This is a genomic window from Marinibacterium sp. SX1 (genome assembly GCF_050389775.1).
Classification (GTDB): domain Bacteria; phylum Pseudomonadota; class Alphaproteobacteria; order Rhodobacterales; family Rhodobacteraceae; genus Marinibacterium.
In genome coordinates, this window is record NZ_CP177144.1 from 3,308,433 (window position 1) to 3,334,954 (window position 26,522).

General features: G+C 68.4%; 25 protein-coding genes, 1 tRNA gene and 1 pseudogene. 10 read left to right on the plus strand and 17 right to left on the minus strand.

Annotated features, from left to right (window positions below; all coding sequences use genetic code 11):
- Positions 1-252: 252 nt before the first annotated feature.
- From ACK3BB_RS14920 to ACK3BB_RS14930, 3 genes are all read right to left on the minus strand, one after another.
- Positions 253-678 (minus strand): VOC family protein, encoded by a 426-nt coding sequence (locus ACK3BB_RS14920; RefSeq protein WP_428925434.1) that lies wholly within the window; start codon positions 676-678, stop codon positions 253-255.
- Positions 679-698: 20 nt separating this feature from the next.
- Positions 699-2,150 (minus strand): dihydropyrimidinase, encoded by a 1,452-nt coding sequence (gene hydA, locus ACK3BB_RS14925; protein ID WP_428925435.1) that lies wholly within the window; start codon positions 2,148-2,150, stop codon positions 699-701.
- A 151-nt stretch (positions 2,151-2,301) separates the two neighbouring features.
- Entirely contained in the window at positions 2,302-3,552 is a 1,251-nt protein-coding gene (locus tag ACK3BB_RS14930) for a Zn-dependent hydrolase (protein ID WP_428925436.1), read from the minus strand.
- 298 nt (positions 3,553-3,850) lie between these two features.
- On the opposite strand from ACK3BB_RS14930, the gene ACK3BB_RS14935 reads away from it, so the two are divergent.
- Both ACK3BB_RS14935 and ACK3BB_RS14940 read left to right on the plus strand, forming a co-directional pair.
- Positions 3,851-4,459 carry a TetR family transcriptional regulator C-terminal domain-containing protein gene (locus ACK3BB_RS14935; RefSeq protein WP_428925437.1) on the plus strand — a complete coding sequence of 203 codons (609 nt, stop codon included), beginning with the start codon at positions 3,851-3,853 and terminating at the stop codon, positions 4,457-4,459.
- A 36-nt stretch (positions 4,460-4,495) separates the two neighbouring features.
- Positions 4,496-4,726 carry an N-(5'-phosphoribosyl)anthranilate isomerase gene (locus ACK3BB_RS14940; RefSeq protein ID WP_428925438.1) on the plus strand — a complete coding sequence of 77 codons (231 nt, stop codon included), beginning with the start codon at positions 4,496-4,498 and terminating at the stop codon, positions 4,724-4,726.
- Between the two features lie 35 nt (positions 4,727-4,761).
- On the opposite strand, the gene preA is transcribed toward ACK3BB_RS14940, so the two are convergent.
- From preA to ACK3BB_RS14955, 3 genes are all read right to left on the minus strand, one after another.
- Positions 4,762-6,057, minus strand: a complete 1,296-nt coding sequence (gene preA / locus ACK3BB_RS14945; protein WP_428925439.1) for an NAD-dependent dihydropyrimidine dehydrogenase subunit PreA — start codon at positions 6,055-6,057, stop codon at positions 4,762-4,764.
- A gap of 102 nt (positions 6,058-6,159) precedes the next feature.
- Positions 6,160-7,494: an NAD(P)-dependent oxidoreductase gene (locus ACK3BB_RS14950; RefSeq protein WP_428925440.1), complete on the minus strand. Its 1,335-nt coding sequence runs from the start codon at positions 7,492-7,494 to the stop codon at positions 6,160-6,162.
- A gap of 483 nt (positions 7,495-7,977) precedes the next feature.
- The gene (locus tag ACK3BB_RS14955; RefSeq protein WP_428925441.1) at positions 7,978-8,472 is read right to left on the minus strand and encodes a hypothetical protein; all 495 of its coding nucleotides are present in this window, start codon (positions 8,470-8,472) and stop codon (positions 7,978-7,980) included.
- Positions 8,473-8,975: 503 nt separating this feature from the next.
- Here ACK3BB_RS14955 and hisD point away from each other — a divergent pair.
- Positions 8,976-10,244 (plus strand): annotated as a pseudogene (gene hisD / locus ACK3BB_RS14960) (histidinol dehydrogenase); the annotation flags it as partial.
- Positions 10,245-10,643: 399 nt separating this feature from the next.
- A complete protein-coding gene (locus ACK3BB_RS14965; protein ID WP_428925442.1) occupies positions 10,644-11,963 on the plus strand; it encodes a Hint domain-containing protein in 1,320 nt (439 codons plus the stop codon).
- A 162-nt stretch (positions 11,964-12,125) separates the two neighbouring features.
- Here the strand turns inward: ACK3BB_RS14965 and ACK3BB_RS14970 are convergent.
- Both ACK3BB_RS14970 and ACK3BB_RS14975 read right to left on the minus strand, forming a co-directional pair.
- A tRNA-Leu gene (locus tag ACK3BB_RS14970) sits at positions 12,126-12,211 on the minus strand.
- Positions 12,212-12,940: 729 nt separating this feature from the next.
- A complete protein-coding gene (locus ACK3BB_RS14975) occupies positions 12,941-13,420 on the minus strand; it encodes a hypothetical protein (RefSeq protein WP_428925443.1) in 480 nt (159 codons plus the stop codon).
- Positions 13,421-14,015: 595 nt separating this feature from the next.
- Here ACK3BB_RS14975 and ACK3BB_RS14980 point away from each other — a divergent pair.
- Positions 14,016-14,594: a YqaA family protein gene (locus ACK3BB_RS14980; RefSeq protein ID WP_428925444.1), complete on the plus strand. Its 579-nt coding sequence runs from the start codon at positions 14,016-14,018 to the stop codon at positions 14,592-14,594.
- Entirely contained in the window at positions 14,591-15,052 is a 462-nt protein-coding gene (locus tag ACK3BB_RS14985; RefSeq protein WP_428925445.1) for a disulfide bond formation protein B, read from the plus strand. The genes ACK3BB_RS14980 and ACK3BB_RS14985 overlap by 4 nt, the downstream gene beginning before the upstream one ends.
- Here ACK3BB_RS14985 and ACK3BB_RS14990 read toward each other — a convergent pair whose 3' ends face one another.
- Positions 15,053-15,478: an Lrp/AsnC family transcriptional regulator gene (locus ACK3BB_RS14990; protein WP_428925446.1), complete on the minus strand. Its 426-nt coding sequence runs from the start codon at positions 15,476-15,478 to the stop codon at positions 15,053-15,055. It abuts the gene before it with no gap.
- A gap of 116 nt (positions 15,479-15,594) precedes the next feature.
- On the opposite strand from ACK3BB_RS14990, the gene rocF reads away from it, so the two are divergent.
- Both rocF and ACK3BB_RS15000 read left to right on the plus strand, forming a co-directional pair.
- Positions 15,595-16,521, plus strand: coding sequence for an arginase (gene rocF / locus ACK3BB_RS14995; protein ID WP_428925447.1), 927 nt, complete (start codon positions 15,595-15,597; stop codon positions 16,519-16,521).
- A 209-nt stretch (positions 16,522-16,730) separates the two neighbouring features.
- Positions 16,731-17,783 carry an ornithine cyclodeaminase gene (locus ACK3BB_RS15000; RefSeq protein ID WP_428925448.1) on the plus strand — a complete coding sequence of 351 codons (1,053 nt, stop codon included), beginning with the start codon at positions 16,731-16,733 and terminating at the stop codon, positions 17,781-17,783.
- A gap of 267 nt (positions 17,784-18,050) precedes the next feature.
- Here ACK3BB_RS15000 and ACK3BB_RS15005 read toward each other — a convergent pair whose 3' ends face one another.
- The gene (locus ACK3BB_RS15005) at positions 18,051-18,635 is read right to left on the minus strand and encodes an HNH endonuclease (RefSeq protein WP_428925449.1); all 585 of its coding nucleotides are present in this window, start codon (positions 18,633-18,635) and stop codon (positions 18,051-18,053) included.
- A gap of 228 nt (positions 18,636-18,863) precedes the next feature.
- Here ACK3BB_RS15005 and ACK3BB_RS15010 point away from each other — a divergent pair, with 228 nt between their 5' ends.
- Positions 18,864-19,478, plus strand: a complete 615-nt coding sequence (locus tag ACK3BB_RS15010) for a pseudouridine synthase (protein WP_428925450.1) — start codon at positions 18,864-18,866, stop codon at positions 19,476-19,478.
- Here the strand turns inward: ACK3BB_RS15010 and ACK3BB_RS15015 are convergent.
- From ACK3BB_RS15015 to ACK3BB_RS15030, 4 genes are all read right to left on the minus strand, one after another.
- Positions 19,396-19,701 (minus strand): putative quinol monooxygenase, encoded by a 306-nt coding sequence (locus tag ACK3BB_RS15015; RefSeq protein WP_428925451.1) that lies wholly within the window; start codon positions 19,699-19,701, stop codon positions 19,396-19,398. The two genes, ACK3BB_RS15010 and ACK3BB_RS15015, sit on opposite strands and share 83 nt — an antisense overlap.
- 78 nt (positions 19,702-19,779) lie before the next feature.
- Positions 19,780-20,445, minus strand: a complete 666-nt coding sequence (locus ACK3BB_RS15020; RefSeq protein WP_428925452.1) for an alpha/beta hydrolase — start codon at positions 20,443-20,445, stop codon at positions 19,780-19,782.
- A 61-nt stretch (positions 20,446-20,506) separates the two neighbouring features.
- Entirely contained in the window at positions 20,507-21,013 is a 507-nt protein-coding gene (locus ACK3BB_RS15025; RefSeq protein ID WP_428925453.1) for a hypothetical protein, read from the minus strand.
- A gap of 215 nt (positions 21,014-21,228) precedes the next feature.
- Positions 21,229-21,861, minus strand: coding sequence for a DNA-3-methyladenine glycosylase family protein (locus ACK3BB_RS15030; protein ID WP_428925454.1), 633 nt, complete (start codon positions 21,859-21,861; stop codon positions 21,229-21,231).
- Positions 21,862-21,926: 65 nt separating this feature from the next.
- On the opposite strand from ACK3BB_RS15030, the gene ACK3BB_RS15035 reads away from it, so the two are divergent.
- On the plus strand, positions 21,927-23,153 hold the full coding sequence (locus tag ACK3BB_RS15035) for an MFS transporter (RefSeq protein WP_428925455.1): 1,227 nt from the start codon (positions 21,927-21,929) through the stop codon (positions 23,151-23,153).
- A 73-nt stretch (positions 23,154-23,226) separates the two neighbouring features.
- Here the strand turns inward: ACK3BB_RS15035 and ACK3BB_RS15040 are convergent, their stop codons facing one another.
- Genes ACK3BB_RS15040 through cimA form a run of 3 tightly spaced genes read right to left on the minus strand, consistent with a single transcriptional unit; the run spans position 23,227 to position 26,344 of the window.
- Positions 23,227-24,003: a squalene/phytoene synthase family protein gene (locus ACK3BB_RS15040; protein ID WP_428925456.1), complete on the minus strand. Its 777-nt coding sequence runs from the start codon at positions 24,001-24,003 to the stop codon at positions 23,227-23,229.
- On the minus strand, positions 24,000-24,704 hold the full coding sequence (locus ACK3BB_RS15045) for a class I SAM-dependent methyltransferase (protein ID WP_428925457.1): 705 nt from the start codon (positions 24,702-24,704) through the stop codon (positions 24,000-24,002). Before ACK3BB_RS15045 ends, ACK3BB_RS15040 begins: the two co-directional genes overlap by 4 nt.
- Positions 24,701-26,344 carry a citramalate synthase gene (gene cimA / locus ACK3BB_RS15050; RefSeq protein WP_428925458.1) on the minus strand — a complete coding sequence of 548 codons (1,644 nt, stop codon included), beginning with the start codon at positions 26,342-26,344 and terminating at the stop codon, positions 24,701-24,703. The genes ACK3BB_RS15045 and cimA overlap by 4 nt, the downstream gene beginning before the upstream one ends.
- Positions 26,345-26,522 lie beyond the last annotated feature (178 nt).

The window sequence follows — 26,522 nt, forward strand, 5'->3', positions numbered from 1 at the left end:
CTCAAGGCAAGTGTTCGCGCCCACGCCGAAGCGCGCTTGTTCACGCCCGCAAACACACCGCAGGGCAAGTGGTCACACCCGGGACCACACCGTAGGGCGGGTGTTCACACCCGCAGCCGCACCGCAAGGCAAGTGGTCACAGCTGGGACCACGCCATAGCGAACGTGTTCACACCCGCAACCACACCGCAGTGCAAATGGTCACGCCCGGGACCACGCCGTAGGGCGGGTGTTCACACCCGCCGCCCCCCGGTCACCCATCACCGCCGAACCACAGTTTCGGCTCGGCCAGTTCCACCGAATTGCCCGCCGGATCGCGCAGGTAGATCGACCGCGCCCCGTTCGGCCAGCGGAAATCCTGCTCGATCTCCAACCCCTCGGCCTCGATCCGCTCGCGCCAGGCCACCAGCGCCGTGCCACTGGCCGCGAAACAGACATGCGACGGGCCATCCGCCCCGTGGCTGGGCACCGGCAGGTCGGGATTGTGCGGCGGCTCACGCGTGGCCTCGGCCACGAAACACAGCAGCACCGCCCGCCCGCACCGAAAGAACACGTGCCGCCCGTCCAGCCGCAGGATGCGCTCCAGCCCCAGCAGACCGCCATAGAAGGCCTCGGCCGCATCCAGGTCGTCGACATAGACCGCCGCTTCCAGCAGCCCGTCCAGCACCGCCCCGCCCATGGCGCCCCTCTCCCCGGCCGTCATACCCCGGTGGCCGGGATTCCGCTGCGCTCGACCCTGCGCGGCGCGGTCAGCTCCTTCCAGGTCGACAGCGCCCGGCCCACCGGCTGATGCGGCGGGCGGGGCACAAAGGCCCCGTGGCCGGGCTCGGCCCGTGTTGCCCCGTCCTCGACGGCCAGCTTGCCCCGGGTCAGCACAAAGCGCGGCAGGCCGCGCACCTCCATGCCCTCGAAGACATTGTAATCGATGATCGAGGCCTGGCGTTCGGCCGAAATCACCTTGCCCTTCTTGGGGTCCAGCACCACCAGGTCGGCATCGGCCCCCACCAGGACGGCCCCCTTCTTCGGATACATGTTCAGGATCTTGGCAATGTTGGTCGAGGTCACGGCCACGAATTCGTTCATCGTCAGCCGCCCGGTCTCGACCCCGTGGGTCCACAGCATGGGCAGCCGGTCTTCCAACCCGCCGGTCCCATTGGGGATCTTGGTGAAATCGCCCAGGCCCATGCGCTTCTGCTCGGTGGTAAAGGCGCAATGATCGGTGGCCACGACCGACAGCGTCCCGGCCTGCAGCCCGGCCCACAGCCCGTCCTGGTGCAGCTTGCTGCGAAACGGCGGCGACATCACCCGCCGCGCGGCATGGTCCCAGTCGGGGTTGAGGTATTCGCTCTCGTCCAGCACCAGGTGCTGGATCAGCGGCTCTCCCCAGACCCGCTTGCCGTTCTGCTTGGCCCGCCGGATCGCCTCGTGGGCCTGTTCGCAGGACGTGTGCACGATATAGACCGGCACCCCGGCCATGTCGGCAATCATGATCGCCCGGTTGGTCGCCTCGCCCTCGACCTCGGGCGGCCGCGACCAGGCATGGGCCTCGGGTCCGGTGTTGCCCGCGGCCAGCAACCTGGCCTGCAGGTCGGCCACGATGTCACCGTTCTCGGCATGGACCAGGGGCAGCGCGCCCAGCTCGGCACAGCGCGTGAACGACGCGAACATCTCGTCGTCATTGACCATCAAGGCGCCCTTGTAGGCCATGAAATGCTTGAAGCTTGTCACCCCCCGGGCCACCACCTCCTGCATCTCGTCAAAGACCTGCTCGCTCCACCAGGTGATCGCCATGTGAAAGGAATAGTCGCAACAGGCCAGGCCCGACTTGTTGTCCCACATCCGGATGGCGTCCAGCAGGCCCTGGCCCGGGCTCGGCAGGGCGAAATCCACCACCATCGTCGTGCCCCCGGCCAAGGCCGCCCTCGTGCCGCTTTCAAAGGTTTCGGCCGCATAGGTCCCCATGAAGGGCATCTCCAGGTGGGTATGCGGGTCGATCCCCCCGGGCATGACGTAACAGCCCGTGGCATCCAGCACCTCGTCACCGGCCAGGTCCGGCCCGATCGCCGTGATCACCCCGTCCTCGATGCAGACATCGGCCAGCTGGGTCAGGTCCGCCGTCACCACCGTGCCGCCCTTGATAATCGTCGACATGCCCTCTCTCCCGTTCCTGGGGCCGGGCCAGGGGCCACGACCCTTGCTTCTTTCTCTTTCCAAGTATTCCCGGGGGAGTCCTCCACCGGAGGACGGGGGCAGCGCCCCCTTCCGCCCTCGCCGCCCGCGCCGTCGGCCGGGCCATGGCCGATCAGCCGGCGATGCCCGCCGTCTCGAGAACCGCGTGAAACAGCACATCCGTGCCCGCCGCGGCCCAGTCCCTGGTGATCTCCTCCGCCTCGTTGTGGCTCAGCCCGTCGACACAAGGGCACATGATCATCGCCGTCGGCGCCACGTCGTTGACCCAACAGGCGTCATGGCCCGCCCCCGACACGATATCCATGTGGCTGTAGCCCAGCCGCTCGGCCGCCCGGCGTACCGTCGCCACGCAGGTCTCGTCAAAGGCCGGCGGATCGAACTGGCCGACGATCTCCGTTTCCAGCCCGACCCCGATTTCTTCGCAGAGCCCCGGCGCCTTGGCCTCGAAGGCCTCCAGCATCGCGGCCAGCACCTCGGGCCGGTGCGACCGGAAATCGACGGTAAAGACCACCCGCCCGGGAATGATGTTGCGCGAATTGGGATAGACATCCACATGGCCGATCGCCCCAACCGCGTCGGGCTGGTGCGCCATGGCGATCTCGTGGACCAGTTCGGTGATCCGCGCCATGCCCCGGCCGGCATTGCGCCGCATGGGCATGGGGGTCGATCCGGTGTGGCTTTCCTTGCCCGTCACCGTGCATTCGATCCAGCGCAGCCCCTGGCCATGGGTCACCACGCCGATGTCGCGCCCCTCGGCCTCAAGGATCGGGCCCTGTTCGATATGCAGCTCGAACATCGCATGCATCCGGCGTTGGCCCACCGGTTCCTCGCCCTTCCAGCCGATCCGCTCCAGCTCGTCGCCGAACCGCCGGCCCTCGGCATCCGCCCGGTCATAGGCCCAGTCGCGCCCGTGCACCCCGGCAAAGACGCCCGAGGCCAGCATCGCCGGGGCAAACCGCGTGCCTTCCTCGTTGGTCCAGTTCACCGCCACGATCGGCCGGCGGGTGCGGATATCCAGATCGTTGAGCGAGCGCATGACCTCCAGCGCGCCCAGAACGCCCAGAACGCCGTCGTATTTCCCGCCCGTCGGCTGGGTGTCCAGGTGGCTGCCCATGTAGACCGGCAGCGCCTCGGGGTCGGTGCCCTCGCGCCGGGCGAACATGTTGCCCATCTCGTCCAGCCCCATGGTCAGCCCGGCCGCCTCGCACCAGGACTGGAACAGCGCCCGCCCCTCGGCATCCTCGTCGGTCAGGGCCTGGCGGTTGTTGCCCCCGGCCACGCCCGGGCCGATCCGCGCCATGTCCTCAAGGCTGGTCCACAGCCGCTCACCATTGATCCGAAGGTTTTCGCCCGGCGCCGCCATTCTGGCCTCCTTGCTGGCTTCATTCGCAAATTGATTTGACCAGATGGTCAAAGCGACGCTACCACGGGGTATCGGCGCCTCACAAGCGCGCCTCCCGGTTCCGGCCGGTCCCCGCCCTGTCCGGCGCCCGGCCTGACCGCGAAAGCAGCACGCCGCCGGTCCACGTTAACCGCGCCCCATCCGCGCAACAACCACGGCACCCGCAGGGGCGACCCCTTATAGCGCCCCGCAGGGGTGCCCCAAAAACCGAAACACCACCGGGCGGCCCGCCCGCCCGGCCTCGCAGAAAGGCCCGCCCATGCCCAAGGACCGCGCGCCCACCCGGATCCAGCGCAAGAACCGCAAGGCCATCCTGGATGCCGCGCTTGAGGTCTTTTCGTCCCGGGGGTTCCGCGGCGCCACGGTCGACGAAATCGCTTCGGCCGCCGGGTTGTCCAAGCCCAACCTGCTCTATTACTTCCCCTCCAAGGACGCCATCTACATGGCCTTGCTCGAAGCCCTGCTCGACAGCTGGCTCGACCCCCTGCGTGCCCTGGACGACAGCGGCGAACCGCTCGACCAATTGCTCGGCTACATCCGCCACAAGCTGGACATGAGCCGCGACGCCCCACGCGAAAGCCGCCTCTTCGCCCATGAAATCATGCAGGGCGCGCCCCGGATCAGCGACATCCTCACGGGCGAGCTGAAAGCCCTGGTCGATGACAAGGCCGCCCTGATCGCCCGCTGGTCGGCCGAAGGCCGCATCGCCCCGGTCCACCCCCAGCACCTGATCTTCTCGATCTGGTCGCTGACCCAGCATTACGCCGATTTCGATGTCCAGGTCCGCGCCGTGCTGGGCGACGAGGATCCCTTCGACAGTGCTCCCGATTTCGTCGACACCCTGTTCCGCCGCCTGCTGACGCCTTAACCCGCGCTTAACCCTTCCCACGCTAAGCCCGTGCCCATGCAGGTTGTTCACGACGACCGGGGCGTCGATCCCTGGATCCAGCAGATGTTCTCGACCCGGGCCGCCCGGCGCGGGGCGGTGGTGCGCCGCTCGATGTGCTGGGTCGACCGCGAGGTCGGGCGCGACACCTTCCTGCGCGAGGTCCGCCGCCGTGGCTGCCATGTCATCCAGACCGCCGACCAGTTCATCGTCATCTGCCATGACGGCCCCATCCGCCTGCTGTTCTAGAAAATTCCCCGAATTTTCTAGTCCCCCGGCCGCCACTACCCCGCCATCGGATTGTTGGCATGGGTCGTCCAGTCGGCATGCCCCGCCTCCACCACCTGCCCCGTGCGCGGATCGACATGCCCCGGCGCCAGCGGCTCCATCGTGATGCAGCCCTCCACCGGGCAGACATCGGCACAGAGATTGCAGGCCACGCATTCCGCGTCATCCACCCCGAAGACCCGCCCTTGGGACATCGTGATCGCCTGGTGCGACGTGTCCTCGCAGGCCGCGTAACAGCGCCCGCAGCGGATGCAGGCCGCCTGGTCGATCCGAGCCTTGGCCACGTAATTCAGGTTCAGATATTGCCAATCCGTCACGTTGGACACCGCCCGCCCGATGATGTCGCCCAGCCCGGCGTGGCCCTTGTCGTCCATCCATCCCGCCAGCCCGGCAATCATCTCCTGCACCACCCGGAACCCATAGGTCATCGCCGCCGTGCAGACCTGGACATTGCCCGCCCCCAGCGCCATGAACTCGGCCGCGTCGCGCCAGGTCGTCACCCCGCCGATGCCCGAGATCGGCAGGCCGCGCGTCTGCGGATCGCGGGCGATCTCGGCCACCATGTTCAGCGCGATGGGCTTGACCGCCGGGCCGCAATAGCCCCCGTGGCTGCCCTTGCCGTCGATCATGGGCTCCGGCGCGAAATCGTCCAGGTTCACGCTGGTGATCGACGACACCGTGTTGATCAGCGACACCGCATCCGCCCCGCCGTTCCGCGCCGCCCGGGCCGGAAAGCGGATATCCGTGATGTTGGGCGTCAGTTTGACGATGACCGGCCGGTCGTAATGGGTCTTGCACCAGCGCGTGACCATCTCGATGTACTCCGGCACCTGCCCCACGGCCGAGCCCATGCCCCGCTCGCTCATCCCGTGCGGGCAGCCAAAGTTCAGCTCGATCCCGTCCGCCCCGGTCTCGGCCACCCGCGGCAGGATGGCCTTCCAGGCCGCCTCCTCGCAGGGAACCATGATCGACACCACCAGCGCCCTGTCGGGGTAATCGGCCTTGACCCGGGCGATCTCCTCCAGGTTGGTCGCCAGCGGGCGGTCGGTGATCAGCTCGATGTTGTTCAGCCCAAGCACCCGGCGATCGGCCCCGTGCACCACGCCGTAGCGCGGACCGTTCACGTTGACCACCGGCGGGCCCTCGGCCCCCAGCGTCTTCCAGACCACCCCGCCCCAGCCCGCCTCGAAGGCCCGGCGCACGTTGTATTCCTTGTCCGTCGGCGGCGCCGAGGCCAACCAGAAAGGGTTGGGACTGTGGATGCCCAGGAAATCCGATGTCAGGTCCGCCATGCTCTGCCCTCCGTTCCTGTCCCGGCAAAGGCGCCACGGTCCGCCGCCCGCGCCCGACCTGCCGGCTTCTTCTTGGTCCAAATACCCGGCGCGCGGCCCGCCTCAGGCGCCCAGCTGACCATGGATGTCCATCGCCGCGTCACGCCCCTGGGCCACGGCCGTCACCGTCAGGTCATCGCCCCCCGCGGCACAATCGCCCCCGGCCCAAAGCCCCGGCCGGCTGGTCCGGCCCCGGGCATCCACGGCAATCTTGCCGCCGTCCGTCTCGATCCCCGCCGGCACCGGCCCCAGAACCTGGCCCGTGGCCACCAGCACCTGGTCGGCCGCCAGCCGCATCCGCTCGCCGGTCTCGACCAGCCGGCCTTCCCGCGTCTCGGTCACCGCCAGCTCGACCTCGGCCACCGTGCCCTCACCGTGCAGCGCCACGGGCACCAGGTTGAACATCAGCCGCACGCCCTTTGACGCGGCCAGGTCCTGTTCGTACCGGCTGGCTCCCATGGCCGCCCGGTTCCGCCGATAGACCAGGCTGACCGTCGCCGCCCCCAGCAGCCGGGCCTGGACCGCCGCATCGATGGCCGTCATGCCCCCGCCGATCACCACCACGTCGCGCCCGATTTCCAGCGCGGACAGGTCCCGGGCCTGGCGCAGCGCCGCGATGAAATCGACCGCCGGCTGCACGCCGCCCAACTCCGCCCCCGGCAAGGCCAGCGCCCGAACTCCGCCCAGCCCCATGGCCAGGAAGATCGCGTCATGATCGCGCGCCAGCGCCTCCAGCGTCAGCTCCGCGCCCAGGGCATTGCCCGGCGCAATGCGGATGCCGCCGATCTGCAAAAGCCAGTCGACCTCGGCCGCGGCAAAGCCCTGGGTCGCCTTGTAGGCCGCGATCCCGAATTCGTTCAGCCCGCCGGGCTTGGCCCGAGCTTCAAAGATCACCACGTCATGGCCCAGCAACGCCAGCCGATGTGCACAGGCCAGCCCGGCCGGCCCCGCGCCCACCACGGCCACCGAGCGCCCCGTCGCCGGCGCCCGTTCGAAAGGATGCCCGCCGGCCGCCATCATCGCATCGGTGGCAAAACGCTGCAGCTTCCCGATCTCGACCGGCCGACCCTCGGCCGCTTCGCGCACGCAGGCCTCTTCGCACAGCGTTTCCGTCGGGCAGACCCGGGCGCAGATGCCGCCCAGGATGTTGGCGTCCAGGATCGTGCGCGCCGCCCCGCGGGGCTGGCCGGCCTGGATCTGGCGGATGAACAGGGGGATGTCGATGCCCGTCGGACAGGCCGTGATGCAGGGCGCGTCGTGGCAGAAGTAACAGCGATCCGCGGCAACGGCGGCCTCGTGCGGGGCCAGCGGCGGATGCAGATCCTCGAAGTTCCGCGCCAGGTCGCGCGCCGGCAGACGGCCGGCCACGATCCCGGGGGTCCGGATGCCTGTGGCCATGGCGGTCTCCCTGATTGCTAGGCCTTCACGCAGATCGTGCCCTCAGCTTGCCACATCCCGGAATTTTATCAATTGGTAAATTTCGTCCACCGCAGGAATGACCCCAACGGCCGCTCACGGCTTGCCGTCCCCTCTGGTCCCGCGCACGGGCTAATGGTCTCGGTTTTCACGAGAAAACGGCCAATAGCGAGGGAACCTCGCCGGAGGCCACACAAGGCTTCCCGCCCTGCCCCGCCCGGGGTCATCACCCAGGTCGATTGCCGGACTAGTCAGCACGCGCGGCGCAGTAACATCACCAACAGCCGCGCACGGCTTGCCGCCCCCTCAGGGCCCGGCCCCAAGGTCGTCACCAATGTCCGTTGTCGAAATAGCGGCCCATGCAGCGCAAGATCATCGCCGGGGGCCGCGCGCGGTCACCTGCCGCCGCGCGCGGGGCGGCAGGTGGATGTCATCGGGCCGGGCGCACCGCCCGCCCGGCAGGCCTCACGATTGCGAGGCCTGGCAGTTGATCAGCTCTTCCACGCCGGCCAGCGTGCCATCGAGGCTCAGCGTCACCGGGGCATTGTCGCCGGCGGTCACGGTCATCTCGGTCTTCTTGGCAAAGTCGTAGACCAGCTCGGGATTGTTGGTGAACACGAAGCCACCCAGCCAGGGGCCGGAAATGTAACCTTCGGATTCGCCGTTGAACTCGATCCCGTCGAAATGGAATTTCACCGGCGCGGTCTTGCCTTCCTCGATGAAGGTCCAGCCTTCGTTATAGGCCGCAAAGAACCCGCCATCGCGCAGCGGCAGCAGGCCGAATTGCAGCAGAATGCCGTTATCAAACGTTTTTTCCATGAGGCAGCCGTTGCCGGCATTCTCGTCGACCTTGATCTCCCAGTCGCCCACGGTTTTCCAGCTGGGCAGGCCCTGGGCATGAGCCAGCGGGGCGGCAACGGCGAGAATCGCGGCGGCGATGGTCAGGTGTCTGGCGGTCATGATGTCCCTCAACAATTTCACTCTCCAGTACGGGCCAGCATGGGACAGCCATGCAAAGCCCAGATGACAATGCCCGTTATTTTCCGGATTTGGTACATAATTCTCGACCCTTAGTGGCAATGGCGGGAAAATGCCCAAGTCTGTTGCAAGCCTTGCACATGTCGGGTGACATATGGCCCGTCACCCGCGCGGCGGGCCGGCCCCGGCCCGACAAGCCCGCGCCCCGCCTGCCCCGAAATTGCCCCGATCACGTCCCGCAGCCGCCAAACCCCGGTGCGACGCTGGCCCCGAGGCAGCCAGCAGTTCGGGCACAACCGGAGACACATCCGGCCCCGCCCGGGGCACCCACGACCCTCCTCCGCGCGGCAGAAGGCGGCGCGGCCGGACCGGCCCCTGCGCCCTGCCCGTCCCGGCCCCGCCGGCCCGTTCCAAGACCCGAAGACCCGCCCGAAACCCCGACCGCCCCGATCCCGCAGAACGCGCCCAGAACAAGGTCCCCGCCCATGCCCATCCTTCATCTCAAGCAGGCCCACCCCCGCCCGGCCACCGAAAACGCCGACCTGCGCGAGACCGTGCGGACCATGCTGGCCCGGATCGAGGCCGAAGGCGAGGCGGCGGTGACCGATTACGCCCGCCAGCTCGACCGCTGGGACGGCCCGGCCGTGCTCTCGGCCGAGGCCCGCGCCCGCGCCGTGGCCCGCGTGCCCGAGACCGACAAGGCGCTGATCCGGCTGGCCCATGACAACATCCGCCGCTTTGCCGAGGCCCAGAAGGCCACGCTGCAGGATTGCGCCGTCGAGCTGCGCCCCGGCCATTGGGCCGGCCAGAAGCAGATCCCGGTGTCCTGCGCCGGCTGTTACGTGCCCGGCGGGCGTTACATCCACGTGGCCTCGGCGCTGATGACGATCACCACGGCCAAGGTTGCCGGCGTGCCCCGGATCCTGGCCGCCACCCCGCCGCGCCCGGGCCAGGGCATTCCCGATGCGGTGGTCTATGCCATGGACCTGGCCGGGGCCGACACCATCCTCAACCTCGGCGGCGTCCAGGGCATCGCGGCCATGGCCTTCGGGCTCTTCGGCACCCGGGCGGCCGATATCCTGGCCGGGCCGGGCAATTCCTACGTGGCCGAGGCCAAGCGCCAGCTCTTCGGCCGGGTCGGCATCGACATGTTCGCCGGGCCGACCGACAGCCTGGTGCTGGCCGATGACACGGCCGATCCGTTGATCGTGGCCTGGGACCTGGTCGGCCAGGCCGAACACGGCATCGACAGCCCGGTCTGGCTGGCCACCACCCATCGCCCCCTGGCCGAAGAGGTCATGCGCCTGATCCCCGGCCTGATCGACAGCCTGCCCGAGCGCAACGCCGCCCTGGCCCGCCAGGCCTGGGCCGATCGCGGCGAGGTCATGCTCTGCGACAGCCGCGAGGACATGGTGGCCGTGTCCGAAACCTATGCGCCGGAACACCTGCACGTGCAGGCCCGCGACCTCGCCTGGTGGCTCGACCGGCTGACGACCTATGGCTCGCTCTTCCTCGGCCAGGAGACCACGGTGGCCATCGGCGACAAGGTCTCGGGGCCGAACCACGTGCTGCCGACCAGCGGCGCGGCGCGCTATACCGGAGGCCTGTCGGTGCAGAAATTCACCAAGACCGTGACCTGGCAGCGCACCGACCCCGATGCAATGCGCGAACTGGCCCGGGCCACCGCGGGGATCAGCCGCGCCGAGGGCATGGCCGCCCATGCCGCCTCGGCCGAGATCCGGCTGGAGCGGCTGGCCGCGTCGGCTGATGCCCCTCACGCCGCCCCGGGGATCGATACTCCTGTCATCGCCTCCTCGTCCGACACCCCACTCGCGGCCCTGGGTGCCGACATTCCGCGCGCGATCCCCGCAGCCGACATCCCACTCGCGACCCCCGGTGCCGACATCCCACCCGCGGCCTCCGGAGCCGACACCCCGCTGGCGGCCTCCCGGTCTGATGCCCGCCCGGCGGCGGCCACCGAAACCGAGCCGCCCGCCCAGCCCGAGCCCCTGGCCCGCCGCGCCCGCGTGGCCTGAACCACCCGTCGCCATCGCCGGCGCACCCGGCGAAAGCAGTGAATTGATGCGCCGACGTTCACCCTTTGGTCAGACCCTTGCCACTATGCTCGCCCCAAAGAGGCAGGCAAGGCAGACATGGCAGACGTATGGACCTGGGGCTGGTACAGCCCGATCACCTGGCCGGGCTATTCCGCGGCGGACCAGGACAATCTGGACAGCATCGGCAACAATCTTCCGGTCAATCCGCTTGGGTATGTCGAATTCACCATGCGCGACGGCAATGACGACGGCATCATCTATGATCACGATACCGACGATGTCGTGCCGGCCGATTATTCCGAATATGTCTTCGGCCCGACGCTGACGCTGCATCCCCAGGAAATCGCGCTTTACACCAATTCGACCATGGTGATCGACGGCACGCTCTATACCGGGCTGGCGATCCAAGTCACCCTGTTCCAGGGCGGGACCTGGGGCGCCCGGCTGATGGATTTCTCGATCCCGCCGGGGTTGCACCATTCCGATGTCACGGCGATCACGCTGGGCACTTGGAACGGTGTCGAATACGACGGGATCACCCTGGCCGGGGTAGACGACCCGTTTGTCTGCTTTGCCGCCGGCACGCGCATTGCCACGCCGACGGGGCTGCGCCGGGTGGAAACGCTGGTGCCCGGCGACATGGTGCTGACCCGCGATGACGGCCCGCAGCCGATCCTGTGGCGCGATTGCCGGGCAGTGCCGGGGGTCGGGCGCAATGCGCCCTACATCCTGCGCGCCGGCGCCTTCGGCGATCACGGAACATTGTGCCTGTCGCCCCAGCACCGGCTGCTGCTGACCCTGCCGGGCCTGTCGCCCGGCGGCACCTCGCGTCCCGCCACCACCTCATGGCCCGAAGATGCCGGCGGCGGCGCGGCCCATTGTACGTCATCCGGCCCGCCCGGAGACCTGGCCGATCCGCAAACCGATCCGGGCGGTCATGACCCGTTCCCCAATTCGCCCGCCCATGCCGCGGGGGGACGATTGGCCGTGCCCGACGATGACATCATGGCCGGCACCTGCCTGGGCGCCATCAAGCACCTGGTCGATCCGCGCCGCCCCCATGCCATTGCCCGGCTGTCCTGCGATCAGCCCATTGCCTATGTGCACCTGCTGCTGCCCCGCCACGGGCTGATCTGGGCCGAAGGCATCTGGGCCGAAAGCCTCTGGCCCGGCCCCCAAGCCATCCGGCGCATGAGCCCACCTGCCCGCGCGCGCCTCGACCGGCTCTTTCCCGGCATCGTCGAGCGCCCCTCCGCCTATGGCCCCACCGCCCGGCCGCTTGCGCTGCGCCGCGACATCCTGCCGGTGGTGCGGTCGCTCGGCGCCGAGGCCCTGATCAGCCCCGCCCGCCTGCCGCCGTCCGTTCTGGCCACTCCGCCGGCCGGCCCGGCCCGACGGGCTGTGGGGTCACCTTAAGGGTCATGGTCATATGCGATCAGGTCGGACGAACACGCCAATCCCTGACACCGGCTTGGCGCAACATGCCAAAGGCCGGATCTGCGCCAGATGCCCTATGCCGAATTGGCGACGGGATGCGCTGCGGACGGACCCTCCCGGGTCAAACATGAACTTGCGATTTGGTACCCAAGGTCGGACTCGAACCGACATGACCTCGCGGCCGGGGGATTTTGAATCCCCTGCGTCTACCATTCCGCCACTTGGGCCTTAGACGTGTGATCTAGCGTCCCGGACCGCGCCATGTCCAGAGGCAATCGGGCCGTATCGAACCGGGATGAAGCACATCATGGCCGGATACCCGGCCCGCTGTCCTGGCAACAGAGGTGGCACACAGGTCAGACCCCGGCGCCACACCACGAATGATCCGACGGCATACCGACGGCATCACGTACGAGCGGAAGAATGCGCCACGGGCCGGCCCGATCACTCGGTCAGTGCCTGGCCGCAACTGCGTGTCGGCGGGCCAAACACCAGCCACACGATTGGATCAAAGGATCGCCCCGAACATTCGGGCACTCCCCTGTCGCCGCTGCGTGTCGGATGGCCAGGCACCAGCCCCGCGAATGGAACAACGGGCCGGGCCGATCATTCAGGCATTGCCCTGCCGCAGCCCCATATCGGATGTTCGGGCATCAGCAGCGGGAATGGATCACCGGACCGAGCTGACCATTTGTGCATTGCCAGGCTGACGCCGCACGTCGCATGATCAGGCACCAGCCGTTCGACAGGATCAACCGGCCGAGCCGATCATTTGAGCAGTACCTCGATGCCGGATGTCCGCCGGCCAGTCGCCAGTCGGTCCCAGCGAGACACACCGAACAACCCCCGCCGTCAATGCATGCCGCCCGACACATCACCAACCGTCCGAATGGATCCAACACCAACCGTCCGACTGGATCAACAGACCGGCCTTGGTCACCGGCCGCCGGATTGGATCAGCGCGCGGCCTTGCCGACGCGGGCGGCAAAGATCGGGTCCTGGCGCGGGAAGCTGATCGACAGCGCAAGGTCGGCATCCATGTGCCGGCGCGACGGGCGGCCGATGCCGGACGAGGCGCGCTCGTAGAACGCCACGACCTCGGGCGAAAACCCGACCCGCTCGCCGGACAGGAGATCGAGGAAGTCCGCCAGCATCCGGCAATACATCGCCTGGGCCTGCGGGCAGATCGCCCAGCCTTCGTCGGTCTTGGCCACGATCCCCGCGGCCTCCATCTCGCGCAGGCGCTTGAGCACATTGGTGCGCGGATGGTGGATGTAATCGGCCAGCGCCCGGGCGGTCCAGGGACGCGTGGCATCATGGAAGGCCATGGCCAGCGACAGGCCCAGCCCGTCCATTCCGAGCGAGCGCATCAGCTGGGTCGAGCGCATGGCCCGGTCGCTGAACACGGAAATGCGCGGATCGAAAGGTACAGTCATGTGGAGGCCGGTGTGGTTAACATCGCGCCCCTGTTCCAGAGCCCAGGGCAGAGGTCAATTGTTCCGGAACGGCCAAACCCGGCCATCCGGGCGGATTGTCCCGCCGGGGACAAGAATTGTCGTCTTGGCAAAAGGCTTGGTTGGCGATCACGGGGCCATGCCGGCCGAACACGTTTGCGGCACCGCGTGGCCACCCCACCTGCATGGGCTGTGGCGCAACGTGCCAAGCGGCGCCGACGCGCTGGCGTGATCCCGCGATCCCCGCTCCACGGCGCGACCGCCGGGTCCTCCCCTGATGCCATCCCGATAGTCCCCTCTTCGTAGTATCGATGTGACGTGCAAAGCCGCGTCCTGGCAAGCCCCCGGGCGGCAAAATGATCCAACCGGCGAATTTTCACCGGCGATCCTGACCATGCCGGCCCACCGCGCACGGCCCGCCACACAATGTGCCTGCCCACCGCCCGTGCGGCGCGATGACAATGGCGTCATTGCCCGCCCGGCCCGTGCCCGGCCACCCGGCGCCGGGCTTGACCCGGACAGGCGCCCATGCTTTGCCCGGACGGGCAGCATTTCCACGACCCAGGGCGCCCGGCCGATGATCAGATCGCTTTATGACCGCACCATGGCGCTTGCGCATCACCCCCATGCGCTCTGGGCGCTGGCGCTGGTAGCCTTCCTGGAAAGCTCGGTCTTTCCCATTCCGCCCGATCTCTTGATGATCCCGATGATCCTGGCCGCCCGCGACCGGGCGTTCCTGATCGCCGGGGTGGCGGTCGTGGCCTCGGTCCTGGGCGGGCTCTTGGGTTATGCCATCGGCGCGCTGGCCTTCGACGCCATCGGCCAGCCGATCCTGGCCTCGCTGGGCAAGGCCGACGCCATGGCCGAATTCAACCAGAAATTCAACGACCAGGGCTTTTGGGCTGTGCTCATCGCCGGGCTGACGCCCTTCCCCTACAAGGTCATCACGATCATGTCGGGCTGGACGGGCATGCCGCTGGCGACCTTTGTCGTGACCTCGATCGTGGCCCGGGCCGGGCGGTTCTTCCTGGTGGCCTGGCTGCTCTGGGCCTATGGCCCGCCGATCCGGGGCTTCATCGAAAAGCGGCTGGGGCTGGTGCTGACGGCTTTTGTCCTGGCCCTGATCGCGGGTTTCCTCCTGGTAAAAGCACTATGAACAGACAGACACTTATCCTGATTGCCACCGCCGGATCCGCCGCCCTGATGATGGGCGCGCTGGGGTTCCAGTACCTGGGCGGGCTGGCACCCTGCAAGATGTGCTATTGGCAGCGGTATCCGCATGTTGCCGCGGTGGTCGCGGGCCTGCTGGCGCTGGCCATCCGGTCGCGGCTGCTGCCGCTTCTGGGCGCGCTGGCCACGGCGATCACGGGGGGCATCGGGGTGTTTCACACCGGGGTCGAACGCGGCTGGTGGGAAGGCCCGACGACCTGCACGTCGGGCGATGTCAGCAACATGTCGGCCGATGCCCTGCTCGACCAGATCATGAACGCCCCTCTGGTGCGCTGTGACGAGGTGGCCTGGACCTTCCTCGACCTGTCGATGGCCAGCTGGAACGCCATTGCCTCGGCCGTGCTGGTGCTGATCTGGCTGGCCGCCGCCCGGCGCAGCGCCTGATCAGCGCGGCCGGCTGGAGCGCAGCAGCAGGCTGGTTTCGCTGGTGCTGACCCCGTCGAGCCGGCGGATGCGGCCCAACACGCTGTCAAAGCCTTCCAGCGTGTCGGTGCCGATCTCGGCGATCAGGTCCCAGCGGCCATTGGTCGAATGCACGGCGCGGATCTCGGCCATGCCCTGCAACTGGCGCAGGATGCGGTCGGTGCCGCGCCCTTCGATGCCCAGCATCATCAGCCCGCGCACCGGGTCGCCGGCCATGTCCTGCTTGACCACGACGGAATAGCCCAGGATCTGGCCGTCGCGTTCCATCCGCTCGATCCGGCTGCGCAACGTGGTGCGCGACAGGCCCAGGGCCTGGCTCATGTCCGACAGCGACATGCGCGCGTTGCGGCGCAGGGCGGCCAGGATGCGTTCGTCCGTTTCGTCCATTCACGCCATCCGAATTGAACAATCCTACGCCATATTGACCAGATTGATGGCTTATGACCATCCCGTTTCGGCGCATACTTCACCTGTCACACGACCAGATGACCGGAGAAGCCCCCATGACCCAAGCCACCTGCATCCTGATCGGCGCGCCCGTGGACAGCGGCAAGCGCCGGGCCGGCTGCCTGATGGGGCCCGATGCCTATCGCACCGCCGGGCTGGCCGGCGCGCTGGAAGAGCTGGGCCACAGGGTCGAGGACCGGGGCAACCTGGCCCCGGCCCCGCATGGCCCCGAGGCCGAGGACGACCCGATCTTCCAGCACCAGCGCACCATCGGCTGGACCCAGGCCCTGACCGGCGCGGCCGAAGCGGCGATGGCCGACGGGCTGCCGATCTTCCTGGGCGGGGATCATGCGCTGTCGCTGGGCTCGGTCGCGGGGGCCGCGGCCCATGCCCGGCGGGTCGGTCGGCCGCTCTTTGTGCTGTGGCTGGATGCGCACAGCGATTACCACACCCCGCGCAGCAGCACCTCGGGCAACCTGCACGGCACGCCGCTGGCCTACGTCACCGGGCGGCCCGGGTTCGACGGCTTTCCGCCGGTGCCCGCGCCGGTGGCGCCGGACAACATCTGCATCATCGGGCTGCGCTCGGTCGATGCGGCCGAACGCGAGGCCCTCCAGGCCAGCGCCATCCACCGCCACGACATGCGCGAGATCGACGAGACGGGCATTGCCCGGCCGCTGGCGGCCTTTCTCGACCGGGTGGCGGCGGCGGACGGGCTGCTGCATGTCTCGCTGGATGTCGATTTCCTGGACCCCGCGGTGGCCCCGGCCGTGGGCACGACGGTGCCCGGCGGGGCCACCGTGCGCGAAGCCCACCTGGTCATGGAAATGCTGCATGACAGCGGGCGGATGACCTCGCTCGACCTGGTCGAGCTGAACCCCTTTCTGGACGAACGCGGGCGCACGGCGCAGCTGATGGTCGACCTGGCCGCCTCGGCGCTTGGCCGGCGCGTCTTTGATCGCCCGACCCGGGCCTATGATTGACCTGTATCCACGACCGCCCCGCGCCTGTGACTGCCCCGTGCCCATGATTGAGCGGTGCCCATGATCGACCTGTGTTTGTGACTGATACGCGCCGGTAACTGCCCCATAGCCATGACTGAACCGTGCCTCCGAATACCCCGCGCCTGCAACTGCCCCGCGCCCATGACCACCCTGCCCCTGAACCCGCCCCCCTCCTGCAAGGATCGCCGATGACCACCCCGTCCGACAAAGCCCTCGTTCCCTTCGTATCGGTCGACGACATGATGCGCCTGATCCACCATGTCGGGCTTGAACCGATGCTGCGCGGGCTGGCCGACTACATCGAAGAGGACTTCCGCCGCTGGGAGCTCTTCGACAAGACCCCGCGCGTGGCCTCGCATTCGCGCGAAGGCGTGATCGAGCTGATGCCAACCTCGGATGGCGAGGTCTACGGGTTCAAATATGTCAACGGCCACCCCCGGAACACGGCCGAAGGGCTGCAGACGGTGACGGCCTTCGGCCTGCTGGCCGACGTGGCCACGGGCTATCCGGTGCTGCTGAGCGAGATGACCCTGCTGACCGCCCTGCGCACGGCGGCGACCTCGGCGATGGTGGCCAGGCATCTTGCGCCCCGGGGCGCGCGGACCATGGCGATGATCGGCAACGGCGCGCAATCCGAATTCCAGACGCTGGCGATGAAGGCGGTGATCGGGCTGGACCGCGTGCGGCTCTATGACACCGATCCGGCGGCCACGGCCAAATGCGCGGCCAACCTGGCACGCTCGGGCATCGAGGTGATCCGTTGCGCCAGTCCGGAAGAGGCCGTCGAAGGCGCGCAGATCCTGACGACCTGCACCGCCGACAAGCGCAATGCGACGGTGCTGAACGACAACCTTGTCGGCGCGGGCGTGCATATCAACGCGATCGGCGGCGATTGCCCGGGCAAGACCGAGCTGGCCGCGCCGATCCTGCACCGGTCCGAGATCTTCGTGGAATACCCGCCCCAGACCCGGATCGAAGGCGAGATCCAGCAGCTGGCCGAGGATCACCCGGTGACCGAGCTGTGGCAGGTCATCGCCGGCCAGGCGCCCGGGCGGACGAGTGCCGGCCAGATCACGCTGTTCGACAGCGTGGGCTTTGCGATCGAGGATTTCTCGGCCCTGCGCTACGTGCGCGACGCGCTGGAAGAGACGGGGCTGGGCCATATGCTGGACCTGCTGGCCGACCCGGACGATCCGCGCGACCTTTACGGCATGCTGATGCGGGCGGCCCCGGCGGGCTGATCCCGTCTACGGGTTGGGCTGTTCTGCGAGCCGGGCCGGGTTGATACGCGGTCCGGGCTGCGCTGTTCCTCGATCCGGGGCGGGCTGTTCCCCGGGCTGGCCGGATCCAAGGTTCGGGGCTGGCCGGTTCCTTGGTTTGGGGCTGGTTGATCCACGATCCTTGCCGGGTTGATACGGCGGTGCCACCCGCCGATTGATGCCCGGATCGGCATCATGTGCGGATCGCAGGACTGATCCGCAGCCCGAATACTCCCGGGCGCGGCGGCGTCAGGCCTCCAGCTCGGTGTCCCAGTAGAGGAAATCGATCCAGCTGTCGTGCAGGTGGTTGGGCGGGAATTTCCGGCCCGTGTTGCGCAGCTCTTCGGCATTGGGCTGGCGCGGCGGCTTGCGCAGGGCCATGCCCGCCTGGCGCAGCGATTTCGACCCCTTGCGCAGGTTGCAGCGCGAACAGGCCGCAACGACATTCTGCCAGCTGGTCACCCCTCCGGCGGCGCGCGGCACCACATGGTCAAAGGTCAGATCGCCCTTGGTGCCGCAGTACTGGCAGCGGAATTCGTCCCTCAAGAAAAGATTAAAGCGCGTGAAGGCCACGCGCTTTTGAGGTTTGACGAAATCCTTGAGGACGACGACAGAGGGTATTCGGATCCGGGTACTCGGGCTGCGGACCACCTCGTCGTATTCGGCGACGATGTCCACCCTGTCGAGCCAGGCCGCCTTGATCGCCTCCTGCCAGGGCCACAGCGACAGCGGATAATAGGACAAGGGCCGGTAATCCGCGTTGAGAACCAGTGCCGGATGCTGCTTCAGAGCCGATGGCTCGCGCACGAATTCCGTCCTGAAATCACCGTCCATGACCTTAGCCGTCCTCGCCCTGACTGCCCCGTCCCTGGTCTTTTGGGGCAACCTGTCTTCCCCATTAACCAAGGACTATATCTCGTGGTTTCTTTCTGGCAAGACCCAGATGTTCCACCGTTGTAGGCGTGATAAGACGATTCCGTTACAGGACAGTGACACTTATCCACACCTGCGGCACCCTGACGCCGGGCGGTTTCGCCCATGATGCACAAAAAGACGGCAGCCATGTCCCGCCTGATCGCCTTCAACAAGCCTTTCGGCGTGCTGACCCAGTTCTCGGGCGGCGCGGAAGGCCGGCCGACCCTGGCCGATCACATCGACGTCAAGGACATCTATCCGGCCGGCCGGCTCGATCGCGACAGCGAGGGCCTGCTGCTGCTGACCGATGACGGCAAGCTGCAGGCGCGCATCGCCGATCCGCGCCACAAGCTGGCCAAGACCTACCTGGTCCAGGTCGAACGCATCCCCGACGGCGCGGCGCTGCAGGCGCTGGCCAAGGGGGTCGAACTGAAGGACGGAATCACCCGGCCGGCCAGTGTCCGGCGGATCGATCCGCCCGACCTCTGGCCTCGGGTGCCGCCCGTGCGCGAACGCAAGAGCGTGCCCGATTGCTGGATCGAGCTGACCATCCGCGAGGGCCGCAACCGGCAGGTGCGCCGGATGACGGCGGCCGTGGGCCACCCGACCCTGCGCCTGGTGCGCTGGCGGATCGGGCCGGTCTCGCTGGCCGGCCTGACCCCGGGCGCCTGGATGGAGCTCAGCCCAACTCTGTTCGCGGACCTGCCTCGAACTTCGAAATCAGCATATCGGTCACGCCGCCCAGCTCCAGGGCGTCGTTGAACGCCTTGACCCAGGGCTGGCCCAGGTGGTCGGCCAGGGCCTCTTCGCTTTCCCATTCCTCGTAGATGCGGAAGGTGTTGCCGGCATCGACCAGCTGCGAGAATTCATAGACCACGCAGCCCGGCTCGCGGCGGGTTTCGTTGAGCGCATTCAGCGCGGCCTGCTGCAATTCCATCGCCGCGGCGGCATTGGTCAGCTTGAAGGTTCCGGTCACGATGATCATGGATCTGGTCCTCTGGTCGAAATCACTGTCTGAAATGGCCGGGGCCGCGAGGCTGAGCCCCGGCCCCGGCGGTCCGGGTCAAAGCCCCAGCTTGTCGCGCATGAAGGCCAGCGCCACGCTGAGCCCGTCGGGCGCGATGCCATGGCCCGTGCCCTTCATGACATGGGCATAGACATCCTTCCAGCCCGCCTCTTGCAGGGCCTCGGCCGCCTCGGGCAGCGATTGCGGGGGCACGACGTCATCGGCATCGCCATGCACCAGCAGCACCGGCGGACGCGACACGGTTTCCTCGGCCAGGGTATCGGGCGACATCAGCCGGCCGGAAAAGGCCACCACGCCGGCCACCGGGTCTTCGCGCCGGGGGGCGACGTGCAGGCTCATCATCGTGCCCTGGCTGAAGCCGAACAGCACGACCTGTTCGGGCAGCACGTCCTCGTCGACCATCAGCGCGTCGAGGAAGGCATCGAGATCGCGGATGGCCATGTCCATCGACCGGGCCGATTCCTCTTCGGACGAGCCGTCGATCCAGGGGATCGGGAACCATTGGAAGCCGCCCATCGACCCGGGGCAATCCTCGGGCGCGTCGGGGGCGACAAACAGCGTGTCGGGCAGGTGTTCGCCCAGCACGTCGGCCAGGCCCAGCAGGTCGGCCCCGTTGGCCCCGTAGCCATGCAGGAAGACCACGACCGAACGGGTGTCTCCTGAGACCGGCGCCCGCCGGCCGGCTGTCAATACGCGTGTCATTCCATTCCTTCCCGGTTGATATGTCGGTGAGATGCCCCTGCCGCGGGCCCGCCGGCCGCGCCTAGAGCGCGCCGTAGCAGGCCACCAGCCCGCGCCCCTGCGAGCCATCCAGCCAGACTTCCTTGTAGAGATACATGCCCCCGTCCATCGGTTGCAGCATGAAGGCATAGGCATCGTCGGGCGAGACCGCGTCGCCGGGGATCACGTGCTTGCAGATCCGCTCGCGGCCAAGGTCGCAGGCGCCGGAATCCTCGATGACCTCGCCGGTCGACAGGTCGCGGGCCACGACGGAAAACGCCCCGTCGTGGAACCACAGTTTCATGTCGTAGAGCCCGGCCGTGCCGTCGTCGTTGGGAAAGACGATCTCGCCTTCGCACCAGATTTCGCGGGTGAAATCCACCGCCCCGGCAGCGCTTGCCGCAAGGCCGGCGGCCAGGATGCCGGGCAGGATGCGCGCCGGTTTGGCACGCAGGGCGCCGCGCAGGACGCGGGCCGGATTGCCGGTCAGAATGCGGGCAGTAACGCCGAGCGGGGCGCCACGCGCGGCGCGGGCTGGATTGCCACGCAAGGCGAATGCCGGATCACCAGGCAGGACGCGGCGCAGGAGGCGTGCAGCATTGCCACGCAGGGCGCCGGACAAGGCGTGGGCAGCAAAGCCAGGCAGACCACGGGACACAATATCACGCCGCATGCGAGGCATCACAGGGGCCGGGACACGCAACGGCAATGCCCTCGCCCGGCCGGGCTGCGCGTCGGCGCGCCATGCCCCAAGGATCGCGCGGATCATCGAATGCCCTCCCTGTCCTTCGCCACCCGGTAGTAGGCCCAGAACAGCCGTGCCGCAACCGATCGCCAGGGCGACCAGTCTTCGGCCATGCGGCGCAGGTCGCGTTCCTTGGGCCGGTCGGGCAGATCGAACAGGATGCGGGCGGCTTCCTGCAAGGCCAGATCGCCCGGCGCAAAGACATCGGCCCGGCCCAGGCTGAACATCGCGTAGATTTCCGCCGTCCAGATGCCGATGCCCGGCACTTCGACCAGCCGGCGGATGACCTCGTCGGTCGGCGCCGCGCGCAGCGCGCGGTAGTCGATGCGCGCCTCGGCCAGCGCCCGGGCATAGCGGATCTTCTGGCGCGACAGGCCGACGGCCCGCAGCTCGTCGTCGCTGGCGCCCTGGATCTTGCGCGGGCCGGTCAGCCGGGCGTCCTTCATCCGGCCCCAGATCGCATTGGCCGAGGCCGTCGACACCTGCTGGCTGACAATGGCCGACAGCAGTTCGGCAAACCCGTCGGGTTTGCGCCGCAGGGGCAGCGGGCCGGTCAGCGCCAGAGCCCGGGCCAGCCGGGGATCATGGGCGGCCAGCCAGTCGGCGCCCTCGGCCACGCATGCCGGCGTCTCGATGATCCGTCCTGTGCTCATGGCCTGCCTTTCCGCGACGTTCGGGCGCTCTTGCCCGCCCCCGACAAGCCAGATACTGCGGTGGCATGCAAGCCTCGTCGGACCTTCGCGCCAAGCGCAACGTTGCCTTCCTGGTTGCCGCACAGGCGATCATCGGCAGCCAGATGCCCATGAATTTCGTTGTCGCCGGGCTGGCCGGCCAGCAGCTGGCGCCCAATGCCTGCCTGGCCACGCTGCCGATCTCGCTGATCGTCTTCGGCTCGATGACCACCGCGCCCTGGCTCAGCGCCTTCATGCAGCGCCATGGCCGCCGCGCCGGGTTCATGCTGGGCGCCATCGGCGGGATGCTCGGCGCGCTGGTTGCCGCGCTGGGGCTGTATATCGGCAATTTCTGGGTCTTTGCGGCCGGCGGATACCTGACCGGCATCTACATGTCGGCCCAGGGCTTCTATCGCTTCGCCGCCACCGACACCGCCTCGGAAGCCTATCGTCCCAAGGCGATTTCCTATGTCATGGCCGGCGGGCTGGTCTCGGCCATCATCGGCCCCCAGCTGGTCACCCTGCTCAGCGGGTCCAGCCCCGATGCCACGCCGATGCGCTTCTTTCCGGTCTACATGGCCGCGATGGGCGTCAACCTGCTGGGCCTGTTCCTGTTCCTGGGCCTCGACATCCCGCGCCCGGCCGCCCCGGCCGCCGATGCGCCGCGCGGGCGCAGTCGGTCCGAGCTGCTGCGCGATCCGACCATCGCCGTGGCCGTGATCTGTGCGGCGGTGTCCTATGCCCTGATGAACCTGGTCATGACCTCCACCCCCCTGGCCGTGGTCGGCTGCGGCTTTGCCGTGGCCGATGCGTCGAACATCGTGACCGGCCACGTGCTGGCCATGTTCGTGCCGTCCTTCTTCACCGGCCACCTGATCGCCCGCTACGGCGCGGAGCGGATCATGGGCGCCGGGCTGTTCATCCTGGCCATCGCCGGGGTCATCGCCCTGCAGGGCGTCGACCTGATGAATTTCTACGGTGCGCTGATCCTGCTGGGCATCGGCTGGAACTTCGGGTTCATCGGGGCCACGTCGCTGCTGGCCTCGGCCCATGCGCCCCATGAACGCGGGCGGATGCAGGGGCTGAACGACCTGATCGTCTTTGGCGCGGTCACCCTGGCCTCGCTGGCCTCGGGCGGGTTGATGAATTGCTCGGGCGGCTCGCCGGTCGAAGGCTGGAACGCGGTCAACATGGCCATGGCGCCCTTCCTGACCCTGGCCGGTGGCGCGCTGATCTGGCTGGCCCTGCGCCGGCGGACCGCGCCGGCGGGCTGAGCGCCCCGGGCCTGGCATGGCCCGGTCCGGTCTGGTCCGCGCGATCACGACCGATCAGACAAGTCCGACCCGATCAGACCCGCCCCGTCACCGAGGCCAGCAACAGCCGGCCGCGCTTGCCGGCTTCCGACAGGGCCAGTTCTCCCCGGGCCACCCGCCCCGGATCGCGCCGCACGCGGGCCAGCAACGGCCCGGCCTGCCAGGCCGCCAGCACCGCCGGCCGCGCCTCGGGCGACACCGCGCCCAACCCCCGCCGCGCATCGCTCAGCCGATCCAGCCCCTGTTCGGCCAGCCGCCGCACCCCGCCGGGCGTGCCATCCAGCAGCGGCACATGGCCCCGGGCTTCCAGCTCGGGCACCGCACGGAACCAGCTGGCCAGCCCCGCCGCCCAGCCCAGATCGCGAAGCGGTGCTTCGGGTGCCTCGCCCAAAGACGCGGCCGCCGCCCATAACAACGCACCCGCCGAATGATCGAGATAGGCCTGCATGTGCGGTTCGTCCTCGAAGGGATCCTTGTATATATCCCAACGCCTTACAGCGACATATTCATCCAGTTTCGCCGCCCTGTCCGCGCTTAGAACCCGGCCCAGCGGCGTGGTGACCTGGTGCTTGCGCACCGGTCCGCCGGCGGCGATTTCGCCCAGCACGTCGCGCCACCATTGCAGCCGCATCTCGGCGATCATCGGCTCGGCCGTCACCCAGGGCGCGCGGCTGACCTCGACATTCATCGCATAGATCGGGAACAGCACCGCCCGGGCCTGCGGCGGCGCGGCCATCACCGCCAGGAACCGGTCGGGATCGCCCTTGCGCAGCAGATCGGCGCAGGCGGTGACATCGGCGTCAAAGATCATGCCGGCCGGGCCAGGACCAGCGCATAGGCGATCCGGTCGGGCGCCGCGCGCCAATGGCTGATCTCGGCCCAGGAGGCGGCCAGCACGGCCTGCAACTCGGGGTCGGGATCGCCGGACAGCGCGAGGATGCGCGCGGCCAGGCTGCGGTAATAGGCCACCCAGGGCGCGCCCAGGATCAGCCGGTGGTCGATCACGTCATAGCCCGCTGCCCGGGTCTGATCGAACACCCCGTCCAGATCGGTCAGCGCCGGGTAATCGGCCCAGAACCGTTCGACATGCGCATCGCCCTCGACCGTGCGCACGGCCTGGGAAAAGGCCACCGCCCCGCCCGGCGCCAACGCCGGTTTCCAGGCCGTCAGCCCGTCGGTCACGCCCAGGAAATAGATCGCCCCGGCCGACCAGATCAGGTCGAACGGCCCGCTCAGCCCTGCCATGTCGCCGGTGTGCACGGCCACGTTGCCCAGCCCGGCGCAGCGTCCGCGCGCCTCATCGGCCAGGTGGGCCATCTGCTCGACCGCCTCGACCCTGGCGTCGGGCAGCGCCGCGCCCAGCGTGGCCGTATCCGCCCCCGACCCGCAGCCGGCATCACAGACCCGCACGGCCCCGCTGATACCCAGCCGGTCCAGCGCCCAATGCACGTCTTCGGCCAGGCCGGGGCCTTCGCGGTCCAGCCCGGAATAGAGCCGCTGAAAGGCGCTCACGGGGCCGTCTCCAGCGCTGGTTCCACCACGGCCGTGTCGCGCACCAGCTTCCAGCGGATCGCATCCAGCAGCGCCTCGAACGAGGCATCGACGATGTTGGCCGACACCCCCACGGTCGACCAGCGCCGGCCCTGGCCGTCTGCACTGTCGATGATCACCCGGGTCACGGCCTCGGTGCCGCCCTGGGTGATGCGCACCTTGAAATCCACCAGGTGCATGTCGGCCAGCTGCGCCGAATAGCGGCCCAGGTCCTTGCCCAGGGCCTGCCACAGCGCGTTGACCGGACCCCGGTCGCAACCCTGGGCATCAAAGCTCTCGCTGACCGACAGCTTCTTCTCGCCGTCGACCTTGACCACGACCACCGCCTCGGACACCGACACCATCCGGTCGCGCTTGTTCTTGCGCCGCTCGACGGTCACCTTGTAGCGCTTGACCTCGAAGAACTCCGGCAGCCGACCCAGTTCCTCCCGCGCCAGCAGCTCGAACGAGGCCTGCGCCGTGTCATAGGAATAGCCCTCGTCCTCGCGCGCCTTGATCCGTTCCAGGATGCGCGCCAGCGCCGGGTCGCCCTTGTCCACGGCCAGCCCGGCCTCGGACAGGCGCTTGCGCAGGTTCGACTGGCCGGCCTGGTTCGACATCGGCACGATCCGCGCATTGCCCACCAGCCCCGGCTCGACATGTTCATAGGTCGACGGGTCCTTCAGGATCGCGCTGGCATGCAGCCCGGCCTTGTGGGCAAAGGCCGAGGCGCCGACATAGGGCAGCTGTTTCATCGGCACCCGGTTGAGGATGTCGTCCAGCATCCGGCTCACGCGCGTCAGACCGGCCAGCGCCTCGCGGCTCACGCCGATGTCGAACCGGCTCGCCCAGGGCTCCTTGAGCAACAGCGTCGGGATCAGCGAGGTCAGGCTGGCATTGCCACAGCGCTCGCCCAGCCCGTTCAGCGTGCCCTGGATCTGGCGGGCGCCTGCGCCCACGGCGGCCAGCGATCCGGCCACGGCCATCTCGGTGTCGTTGTGGCAATGGATGCCCAGGCGGTCGCCCGGCAGGCCCGCGGCGATCACCTCGCCCGTGATCCGCCCGATCTCGTCGGGCAGCGTGCCGCCATTGGTGTCGCACAGCACGATCCAACGCGCCCCCGCCTCATGGGCCGCCCGGCAACAGGCCAGGGCATAGCCCGGGTTGCGCTTGTAGCCGTCAAAGAAATGCTCGGCATCAAACAGCGCCTCGCGCCCCGCAGCGACGATATGGGCGACCGACGCCCGGATGTTCTCCAGGTTCTCGTCCTCGCTGATCCCCAGGGCCGCCGCGACATGGTAACTGTCGGACTTGCCCACCAGACAGATCGTGCCCGTCCCGGCATTCATCACCGCCGCCAGCACGTCGTCATTGGCCGCCGACCGGCCCGCCCGCTTGGTCATGCCAAAGGCCGCCAGCCGCGCCTTCATCGCCGGCGCCGCCTCGAAGAACCCGCTGTCGGTCGGGTTCGCCCCGGGCCAGCCACCTTCGATGTAATCGATGCCCAGCCGGTCCAGCGCCCGGGCGATCTGCACCTTCTCGGCCACGGAAAACTGCACGCCCTGGGTCTGTTGCCCGTCCCGCAGGGTCGTGTCGTATAGGTAAAGACGCTCTGTCGTCATTGGCTGGCTCCCGCATGTCCCCGGCTCGGGACAAACCTCCGCTTGTTTCTTCTCAACAGGTTACAGGGACAGCCTCACCGACCGCCCCGCGTTCATCCGACCCGGCCGCTTTGCCGGCCCGTCTCGCTCCCATGTTCTTCTTGGCCCAAGTACCCTTCGGGGGGGCACCGCAAGGCGG